Here is a 6,000-nt window from a genome sequence, read left to right on the forward strand (position 1 = left end):
TTAATCAAATAGTTCGATTTTTATATTCCGTGAATCACTTCGACCCATATCGTCAAGCACTAAAATTTTAAAAGTCCCGCTTTGTGTTGGGATCCAGTTAAGAGCCTTCCGTGGCTCGGTTTGCCCAATAAAACTGTTATTAACAAACCAATAAAGTGATTTAACATCACCATCACAATTAGCAGTAAAACTAATTTGTTCATTTTTTTGTTTAGTGGTTCTAAATTGATAAACTACATTTTTAAGAGGCGAAGTTATTTTTGGCGGTTCGCCTAAAAAATTTTGTGATGAATGACAATGTTTTGTTGATGGTGGCGCTTTTTTAGCAATCCCGGCTTTAGCAAAAACAGCGGCTAAATCTGACGGCCAATATTCAAAAACAGCTAAGTGAGAGGTTGCTAAATCATAAGGAAGACAAACAGCTTTACCTGTTTGATTGTCGACCATAACGGGTCTAAAAATGGTATCGGGATTAATTGGCGACACACCCGGAATAAACCACGTTTTACCTTTTGCCTTGCACCATTGAGTCAGTAGATTGCCACTGGTTAGACAAATATCGATACGCTTTAAATTTGGAGGTAATGGGCGATTAGGTTCACGCAAGTTAGGATAATAAGCGTTAATACTTTCAACGATATTAAAAAAGAGCGGTGTGGCGGCATCGACGCCTACAAAGGCATTATTACCACTACCATCAAAGTTACCAAGCCAAACCACCATTGCATAGTTACCAAAAGTTCCAGCTGTCCAAGCATCACGAAATCCCCATGATGTACCTGTCTTCCAAGCAACGGGTACCACCTTTTTTTGCATTTTGCTAAGTACATCTTGTGGGCGGGTATTTTGTTTCAACATATCAATGGTCATAAATGCTGCTTGTGGACTTAACAGCTTTTGTGGTTCGGGTGAGTCGTCGGCTTCAATAAATTGCAATGGCTGCCAACGACCTTCGTTGGCTAGCATGGCATATAACCCGACTAACTCTTGTGCACTAACTTCACCACCACCTAACACTAAAGATAAACCATAATGCGACTCATCGGCGAGTTTTTGGATATGGGCATTGACCAAAAATTGATAAAAAGAGGGATTATGCAATTTAGATGCCACCGATACAGCAGGAATATTACGGCTATGAATTAATGCATCGGTTGCCGAAATAGGTCCACGAAAGTTACGATCAAAGTTTTCTGGCGTGTATGAACCAAAATCAGTTGCCACATCTTTTAAAATTGTACGAGGATGTAAAACACCTTGGTCCATACCAAGCGCATAAATAAACGGCTTAAGTGTAGATCCGGGTGAGCGTTTAGCAAGTGTACCATTAACTTGACCTTGAATAGAATTATTAAAATAATTAGCCGAGCCAATCAGTGCCTTAACCTTCATTGTTTGGGTATCAACCAAAATTATTGACGCATTATTAATACCTTTTATGCGATTTCGCTCAATAAACAAATTGACTTGCCGACTAATGATTTTTTGCAGATTATTATCTAACGTAGTTTTAATTTCTTGAGCATCGCTTTGCTGTTGTTGAATGATTTGATTAATAAAATGCGGTGCACCAAAAGGCATTCGTTCTGGTTGACGCAAAACCAACTTTTGCGAAAAAAGAGCGACAATATTGCTATCAACAAAATATTTTTCTTGCCAACGCTCAAATAATTGATTTCTTGCTTTAACTAACGCTTTGCCAGCAAATCCGGTTTTTCGATCAACTCGATATGTTGGTGATTGAGGTAATACCACCAAAGTTAACGCCTCGGGCAAATTGACTTGTGAAGGTGGTTTATTAAAATAGATAAATGACGCAGCACCAATACTTTCAATATTGCGACCAAAAGGGGCATAATTTAAATACGCTTCTAAAATATCATGTTTAGAATACATCAACTCTAACTGTATAGCCCTAGCAATTTGATGCAACTTCCCACCAATGGTTTTAGTATTTAACTGCCAATGCATTCGCGCAAGTTGCATGGTAATGGTTGAAGCACCTTGACGATTTCCACCACCAAGATAGGTTGCTCCAAAAGCCCTAATTAGACTAAATGGATTAAAGCCAACATGATAATAAAACCACTGATCTTCCTGTAACAACAAACCATTAACAATATTAGGCGAAATATCTTCTAAAGGCGTCCATAAACGATAACGATCATCATTGGCTAATGTCATTCGAATTAGCTGGTTATTATCATCATAATAGCGCTTTGAAAAAGTGAGTGATTCAGAAAGAGGGGCATGAGGTAACAAACGAATAACAAAGATCGCAATAAATAACAGTAACAAAGCCATTAATTTATTTTGATGACGAACAATAAATCTAAACATATTTAGTCAAAAGTTTAAAACGCATGTATCAAAAGCCATGACCAATGCATTCGCATTGGTCATGATTAAATTACATTTTATCAATTGTCTTAATACCTAGCATGTCAAGGCCAGTTTTAAGTGTTTTAGCTGTTAAAGAAGCTAATTTTAAGCGACTTTGTTTCAGGCTTTCGTTTTCAACTGATAAAACAGGGCAGTTTTCATAAAAACTTGAAAACAGCGTTGCAATTTCATAAAGATAAGCACAAAGCACATGCGGGGTACCTTCGCTTGCCACGATTGAAATAGTTTCATCAAATTGAATTAAACGAGTTGCTAAAGCACGCTCTTTATCAGATTCCAAACTAATATTAGCTGTTAAGCTATCTTCGGAAATATTGGACTTTTTAAAAATTGATAATACACGGGTATAAGCATATTGTAAATAAGGTGCGGTATTGCCTTCAAATGACAACATATTATCCCAATCAAAAACATAATCAGTAGTCCGATTTTTAGAAAGATCAGCATATTTAACTGCACCAATAGCTACCGCATCGACAATTTTTGCAAGCTCACTTTCAGAAAGATCAGGATTTTTGCTACGAATTAAAGTTGTTGCTCGCTCACACGCTTCATCTAGCAAATCATTTAATTTAACAGTATCGCCTGAACGGGTTTTAAACGGCTTACCATCTTTACCTAACATCATACCAAACATATGGTGTTCAAGCTTTAATGATTCAGGTACATACTTAGCTTTGTGAACAATAGTCCAAACTTGCTCTAAATGTTGATGTTGGCGGGAATCAATATAATAAAGAATACGATCGGCATGTAACGTTTCGTAACGATATTTAGCACAAGCAATATCGGTTGTTGCATAAAGGTAGCCACCATCACGTTTTTGGATGATAACACCCATCGGTTCGCCTTCTTTGTTTTTATACTCATCAAGAAAAACAACAATCGCCCCTTCACTTTCAACAGCAAGCCCTTTCTGTTTTAAATCGGCAACAATACTAGGTAGCATGCTGTTATAAATGCTTTCACCCATGGTGTCTTCAAGCGATAACGTAACATTTAAACGTTTATAAGTGGCAATATTTTGCGTCATGGTAATATCAACTAGCTTATGCCACATATCACGACAATATTCATCGCCACCTTGTAATTTCACTACATAATTACGAGCTTTTTCGGCAAACACTTCGTCTTCGTCATAATGTTTTTTAGCGGCGCGATAGAATGACTCTAAATCTGAAAGCTCCATATCATTGGCATGTTCATTTTGCATCTTTTCAAGATACGCAATTAACATACCAAATTGAGTTCCCCAATCACCAACATGATTAGCACGAATAACATTATGACCTAAAAAAGATAAAACACGAACGCTAGCATCACCAATAATAGTTGAACGCAAGTGTCCAACATGCATCTCTTTGGCGACATTAGGCGCCGAATAATCAACCACAATAGTTTGCGGTTTGGCGGGTAAAGTAATATTAAGTTTATCACTACTTAAAGCAACTTCATTTTGCTCAGCAATCCAGCTATTTTTCAAAAAGATATTAATAAAACCAGGGCCTGCAATTTCAACTTTTTCAGCGATATCATCAACATCAAGATGCTGTAAAACCGTCTGAGCAAGTTCTCGAGGAGGCATTCCCATTTTTTTAGCAACAGACATAATGCCATTAGCCTGATAATCACCAAATTGTATTTTAGCTGATTGCTTAATTAAAGCGTCGCAGTTCTTATCTGCACCAGCCATAATCATAGCTTGTGAAACGCGTTGCGTTAATAATTGTTGAATATTCACACTAAACCTAACCAATTATAATAAAATGTCCCATATAATACCGACAAAGTGATGAATTGTCACTTATCGCATTAAAAGGGGAGGTCTCCTTTTTATTAAAAGAGTGTAAAAAGTCGAATAAATTGATGCTCCAGCCAAAATATTTTAATCAAGCCTTATTTTTCATCAAAAAACAAAAATATAATGTAATTGTTTAATTTTTCTAAAAAACGCCTTCTTATAAAAATTTTAATAAAATCAATAGCCTAACTGAGAAATTTTAGAGCGGAAAATACTCACACAACACTGTGTAAGATCAATATGAATTTATGTCCAGACTAATATAGACAAATACCCACTTGGAAAAAGAGATAAAAATTAATACTAAATACAGGCTAAATTGGATAATAAATAAGCGTATTGCAATACGTTAGAAGGTATTTTTTATCAAATTTGAATTGGTTGTCTGTGATGAGGTGATGAGATATTTCAATAAAAAACTCACGAAAGATTTATATTACTAGAGTCTATAAATATCGTCAATTGGTATAACGATATTAGCATGTTGTATGATACGGTTAAAAATGTAAAGAAGGATCATGATGAATACAAAAGCTCAACATCCCCGAGTAATATTTTTATTGCACATTTCTTTTAAAAACATATCTGAATAAGAGCTTAAATCATCTTGATTTTTACCAAGCGAGTATTTTTCCCTAATTTGAGCAGACAATCACTAAAATGATGTAAAAATAATTTATTGTCATTATCGATTTCAAATATTGCGGAATCAGAATAAGAATCAACTAATAAATCTAATATCTCCAAAAAAGCTTTATCATTTTTTAAAATCTCATCAACTGTAACTGCTTGAAGATATTTTATTATGTCTATTATCTGAGATAACGTTAAAATAGTTGGACCATTTTTTATATTATTTCATATTTGTTGGAGCATAGCATTTATCTAAAAATTAACATCTCATTCTATTTATATAGTAGATGAATTTTGTACTTTTTGAATAATTTTTAGAACGATAGTTACATATGTAATATAATTGGGGAAATAATATGATTAATATAGATAACTTTTATGACTGCGAAAAAAAACTGACTGATAAAGATTTAAATGCTTGTGAAAATAAACTAGGTATTACGATTCCAAACTCTTTAAAAGAGCTATATGTTAATTGCAATGGTGGAAATGTATATAGAAGTATTTGTAGAATAGCTTACCCACCATATGAATTTGAAATTTTAAAATTTTTGCCAATAAAATATTTAAGGATGACCCAGATTTCTTGTTGGAAGGAGTTGCATTGAAATGCTGGAGTGACGAAAAGTTACCGAAGACTTTACTGCCTTTTGCTATTGATTATAGTAATGGTTTTTTATGCATAAATATTAATACAGGCGCAATATATCGATATATAAGATCAGACTGGGATAGGGCTATAAATTATACCTGGATTCAAACATGAAGTGCAATTTTAAACAAGGTGGAGTGAAGAAAGTAGAAAGGTGATTTATACTAGCACCTTCGCACCACCACAGTTTGGAGATTGCTATGTATTATAATCACCTTTCTAGGAAGGAAAGATACCAAATTTTCGTATTATTACAAGCCGGAAAGAATAAAAAAGAGATAGCCCAGCTACTTAATAGACATCCTTCGACAATAAGTCGAGAGATAAAAAGAAACTCAAAACCTAATCAAGCCTATCAAGCACATGATGCGGTAACCTTAGCTAGGAAAAGGCGGAAAAACAGCGGTAATGGTAAGCCAATAGAGTCTTCGGTATGGCGCCAAGTTGAAAAATACCTCATGCTTTATTACAGCCCAGAGCAGATTGCTGCACGTTTAAAGAAAGTCAGCGT

4 protein-coding genes are annotated in these 6,000 nt (G+C 34.9%); 2 read left to right on the forward strand and 2 right to left on the reverse strand.

Going from position 1 to position 6,000, the window contains the following annotated elements; genetic code table 11:
* Together pbpC and argS are read right to left on the reverse strand one after the other, a co-directional pair.
* A complete protein-coding gene (pbpC, locus tag A9G37_RS08640; protein WP_065575261.1) occupies window positions 1-2,340 on the reverse strand; it encodes a penicillin-binding protein 1C in 2,340 nt (779 codons plus the stop codon).
* A gap of 70 nt (window positions 2,341-2,410) precedes the next feature.
* Complete coding sequence (gene argS, locus A9G37_RS08645) at window positions 2,411-4,144, reverse strand: arginine--tRNA ligase (protein WP_065575262.1); 1,734 nt, start codon at window positions 4,142-4,144, stop codon at window positions 2,411-2,413.
* A 1,049-nt stretch (window positions 4,145-5,193) separates the two neighbouring features.
* Here argS and A9G37_RS08650 point away from each other — a divergent pair.
* On the forward strand, window positions 5,194-5,445 hold the full coding sequence (locus A9G37_RS08650) for an SMI1/KNR4 family protein (protein ID WP_065575263.1): 252 nt from the start codon (window positions 5,194-5,196) through the stop codon (window positions 5,443-5,445).
* A gap of 244 nt (window positions 5,446-5,689) precedes the next feature.
* Window positions 5,690-6,000 (forward strand): helix-turn-helix domain-containing protein (locus tag A9G37_RS08655; protein ID WP_065575264.1); only part of this gene is annotated, 311 nt, incomplete at its 3' end.

This window comes from Gilliamella sp. GillExp13 (genome assembly GCF_001690815.1).
In the GTDB taxonomy this organism is placed as follows: domain Bacteria; phylum Pseudomonadota; class Gammaproteobacteria; order Enterobacterales; family Orbaceae; genus Gilliamella; species Gilliamella bombi.

What these genes read in the sequence shown, in the direction of transcription:
- A9G37_RS08650 (WP_065575263.1), top strand. Translation starts at nt 5,194, where the DNA reads ATGATTAATATAGATAACTTTTATGACTGCGAAAAAAAACTGACTGAT.
- pbpC (WP_065575261.1), bottom strand. Translation starts at nt 2,340, where the DNA reads ATGTTTAGATTTATTGTTCGTCATCAAAATAAATTAATGGCTTTGTTA.